The organism is Acinetobacter sp. NBRC 110496, assembly GCF_000876115.1.
Taxonomy (GTDB): Bacteria; Pseudomonadota; Gammaproteobacteria; order Pseudomonadales; family Moraxellaceae; genus Acinetobacter.
This window is the reverse complement of sequence record NZ_BBTF01000102.1, coordinates 1-3,480: the sequence shown is the minus strand read 5'-3', so window position 1 is coordinate 3,480 and position 3,480 is coordinate 1. Positions and strand designations below refer to the sequence as shown.

The 3,480-nt window shown below is 33.9% G+C and carries 4 protein-coding genes and 1 pseudogene; 3 read left to right on the top strand and 2 right to left on the bottom strand.

Annotated elements, in window-relative coordinates; translation table 11 throughout:
- Positions 1-232 precede the first annotated feature (232 nt).
- Complete coding sequence (locus Aba26S_RS20480; RefSeq protein WP_043974902.1) at positions 233-919, top strand: metallophosphoesterase; 687 nt, start codon at positions 233-235, stop codon at positions 917-919.
- Here the strand turns inward: Aba26S_RS20480 and Aba26S_RS20475 are convergent.
- Positions 862-1,587, bottom strand: a complete 726-nt coding sequence (locus Aba26S_RS20475; RefSeq protein ID WP_252322570.1) for a hypothetical protein — start codon at positions 1,585-1,587, stop codon at positions 862-864. The genes Aba26S_RS20480 and Aba26S_RS20475 overlap by 58 nt on opposite strands.
- Positions 1,588-1,688: 101 nt before the next feature.
- Between Aba26S_RS20475 and Aba26S_RS20470 the strand changes: the two genes are divergently transcribed.
- A complete protein-coding gene (locus tag Aba26S_RS20470) occupies positions 1,689-1,868 on the top strand; it encodes a helix-turn-helix domain-containing protein (protein WP_043974900.1) in 180 nt (59 codons plus the stop codon).
- 117 nt (positions 1,869-1,985) lie between these two features.
- Entirely contained in the window at positions 1,986-3,305 is a 1,320-nt protein-coding gene (locus Aba26S_RS20465) for a DUF3987 domain-containing protein (protein WP_081408479.1), read from the top strand.
- 11 nt (positions 3,306-3,316) lie between these two features.
- On the opposite strand, the pseudogene Aba26S_RS20460 reads toward Aba26S_RS20465, so the two are convergent.
- A pseudogene (locus Aba26S_RS20460) lies at positions 3,317-3,480 on the bottom strand (IS5/IS1182 family transposase); the annotation flags it as partial.

The window sequence follows — 3,480 nt, the reverse complement described above, 5'->3', positions numbered from 1 at the left end:
AGTACTTTTTTGAATCCGTCAATGCGTAAGTCCTATAATATATGAATTATGAACTTTAGTACCCATATCCTTATTTTTCTTTATTTAGATTGCCTTGTGATGGTAAAAATTGGTGGTTATTTAATGTGTAGAAAGTCTTTTTGCACATGTGTATAGCTTTGATCGAGTACTAGTGACTGAAAAGCTATTAGGTCAGTAATCATATTTAAATTAATTGTGATCATTTAAGTCAATGAACTATTCTCATATTTTAACAATCAATGCAAATAAAACGGATCATATGTATGTAGTTGGTGACTTACACGGCTCTTATAGCTTGCTCATGCAAGAACTTAAAATTCTCAATTTTGACTTTCAAAATGATTTACTCATTTGTACAGGTGATCTCATAGAACGTGGGGTGGAGAACCTCGAGTGTATTTCTTTGTTAAATCAGTCATGGTTTATCACAGTAAGGGGAAATCACGAAGAAATGTGTATTTCAGGACAATCTGATCCGATTATCAAAGATATACATCAACGAAACGGTGGTGAGTGGTTTTATCAGTTGCCACAACTAAAGCAATTAGAAATTATAGAGCAATTTAACGAATTACCTTTAGTGATTGAAGTCAAACTTGAAAGTAAAAAAATCGGTATTGTTCATGCTGATATAGATATCCATGATTGGAATCTATTTAAGCAAGATATTTGTAAAGGTGACTATAAAATTTCGGGTGTCTCTTCTGCCTTTTCAAACGCATTGTGGGGTAGGGGACGAATACGGAATCAATCAGACTTCTATGATGTTGTCGAAAGCATTGATGAAATTTATCTGGGGCATACCATTGTAAAACAGCATACTAAAATCGATAATTGCCATTATATTGATGTTGGCTCGTCTTTTACTAAGAAGCCCTGTATCGTCAAACTCCAATGAAATGGGCAATTTGGTAGGGGACACCATCGAAGGTTATCCAAAATAAACTGAATATTCTGTGTTAAAAACTTGTGTACATTGTTGGCTTGCTCAAATTTTAATTCGTATATACATTTGTAATAGCTATATACGATATATCCAACAAAATCCAAAAAATTTACAAGCATGAAGAATTGAGGCTTTCCCTCCCACTGTCTCCAAATATCACCTGCATTAGATTGAGTTAAATCCATAGGAAGTTTTTTAAGTAAAAAATCTAAATTTTTTTTAGGTAGGGTTGCATAGAATATTTTTAGATCTTCATGTGTTGGAAATCTTTCAAGTAATTTCCAAATAGGATGTTGAAAGTAGACAGATGATTCAGGAATTTTTACCTCGCAAATCTCAAGCGTACTTTTATTTGGTGCAGTTGTGCCTAAACTATATTTATACCAAATGGCTGACTCTTGTTGGTCAAAAAATTCTGAGACTCTATTCGCATTCGCTATAAAAAGTAAATTTTCTGTTTCGGTTGGATCAGGCCCTAATCGAAAGTCCTTATTAATTTCAACAGCGATTCGACGTTTTATACTCACGTTACTACTTATATTTTCATACCAAATAATGGTTCTTAGGTAGTTAATGGCATTTTTTCGTATACGAGACGTTTTGATTTCATTCATGATCATGATTTATGGTCAATTGTCAACTTAAGCAAATAAACTTGAAGATAAACAATACAGCATAAATCAACTAAAAAGTACGTAATGTTATTTAAAGGAGCTTCGATATGAAGCCAGAATCATTACTTTGTACTACGGCAGAAGCAGCAAAACTTCTAGGACTTCAGCCTCAGACCTTAAGAAAATGGGCTATCTACGAGACCGGTCCAATTCTTCCAAAGCGTCATGGTCGCTTGTTACGTTGGAATCGGAATGAAATTTTGAAATTTGCAGGTGAAATCAAATAGTTATTTGATTTTATAAAATTAAATCTCTCTCCCTTCCAAAAACTTTAATTCAAGTTTGCTGCTGATAAATTTTAAGCAGTAAGGGAGATTTTTCTTAAAAAAGTTGATGATCTTATAATGTTTGATAATGAAAAAATACTCATAACTACATCTGAAAATTGGGGAGACAGTCTTCCTTCTTGCAAGTCTGATGAAAAAAAACAATTGGATTATCCGATCCAGCACTTTCCAGTAGTTATGAGGGAGGCTATTAAATGTATTTCAGAATATGTTCAATGCCCTATTTCAATGGCTGCACAATGTGTTATCGGCGCAATTTCACATATTGCACAACGGAATGTAAATGCACCTCATCCTTATGTTAAAGATGGCGAACCTTGTTCCCTATTTTTACTTAGTGAAGGACAAAGTGGAAGCCGAAAAAGTAGTGCTAAAACAATTGCTGATCATTCAATCAAGGAGTATGAACGCCTACAATATGATAGATATCGCCGTAATGATCGGCAATGGCAGAAAAAATTTCTTGGTAATGAAAAAAAAGAGCATAAATCATGTTTAGCTGAAACTAAAGAACCGAAAGATCCATCAAGTGTATTTAGTGATATCACGATTGAATCTTTACTAGGTTTATATATTGATGGTTTTGTTACAAATGTTTCAATTTCAAGTGATGAAGCTGCTCAATTTTTTGCAGGACATACAATGAAATCCGAAACACGTAACCAAGCCTTGGCAACTTTTACAAAGCTATTCGACGATGGATACGTTGAACGAACAAGATCAAAATCAAATTTAAATGGCAGTGGTAGAGCTTATGATGTGCGACTAACTTTTAATTTACAAGGCCAGAGAGAGGTATTGATTAAAGCTCTTCAGGATCCAGTTCTCAGAGGTCAAGGTTTTTTAGCAAGATTTATTCTTACTGTTCCTGAAAATTTAGCTGGTCAGCGTTTTCAGGATAAAGAACATCAATCTAAAGACATTAACACAGACTCGAGAATGATAATTTATTGGGAACGCTGTAGTGATTTGTTAAATGATTCAAGTGACCACCAACGTTATGTTATTCCGCTCGATGAAGAAGCAAAAAAAGTTGATCTTGCATTCTATAATGAAATTGAAAGTTTGCAAGCGAAAGGAAAGTGTTATGAGTATTTACAAGCTTTTGCTAGTCGTGCAAGTCAGCTCGCACGGCGTTTAGCTACAGTTTTTACTTATTTTCAGGGTGAAGCATTTATCAATAAACAAATATTATTAGCTGCTTGTGATGTAATTCGATTTTCGTTGAATGAGTGGCTTCGATATACAGAAATTGAATTAGATAAAGAAAGTGATGCTGAAAAATTAATTAAAAATTTAATTCGTAAATGTAAACAGAAAAATACTAATCTAATACGGCTTTGTTGCACAAATAGACAAAAGGTAGAGTTGTTCTAATCTTGAGATATTTATGCAACAGCCACCGTTTTAGCTGTACCAAGTTGAGTAAATTTATTCAAAATATCGACTCTTATTTGCAAGTCAACCACCTGACGATTAAAGCATCGACTAGATACACCTTGTCCAAGTCGTTTCAAGGCAAACATTTTAGCCTCTATTCGGGATCGTCGAT

Excerpts from the sequence above, each read along its gene's own strand:
- Aba26S_RS20480 (WP_043974902.1), top strand. The coding sequence starts at position 233 with ATGAACTATTCTCATATTTTAACAATCAATGCAAATAAAACGGATCAT.
- Aba26S_RS20475 (WP_252322570.1), bottom strand. The coding sequence starts at position 1,587 with ATGATCATGAATGAAATCAAAACGTCTCGTATACGAAAAAATGCCATT.
- Aba26S_RS20470 (WP_043974900.1), top strand. The coding sequence starts at position 1,689 with ATGAAGCCAGAATCATTACTTTGTACTACGGCAGAAGCAGCAAAACTT.
- Aba26S_RS20465 (WP_081408479.1), top strand. The coding sequence starts at position 1,986 with ATGTTTGATAATGAAAAAATACTCATAACTACATCTGAAAATTGGGGA.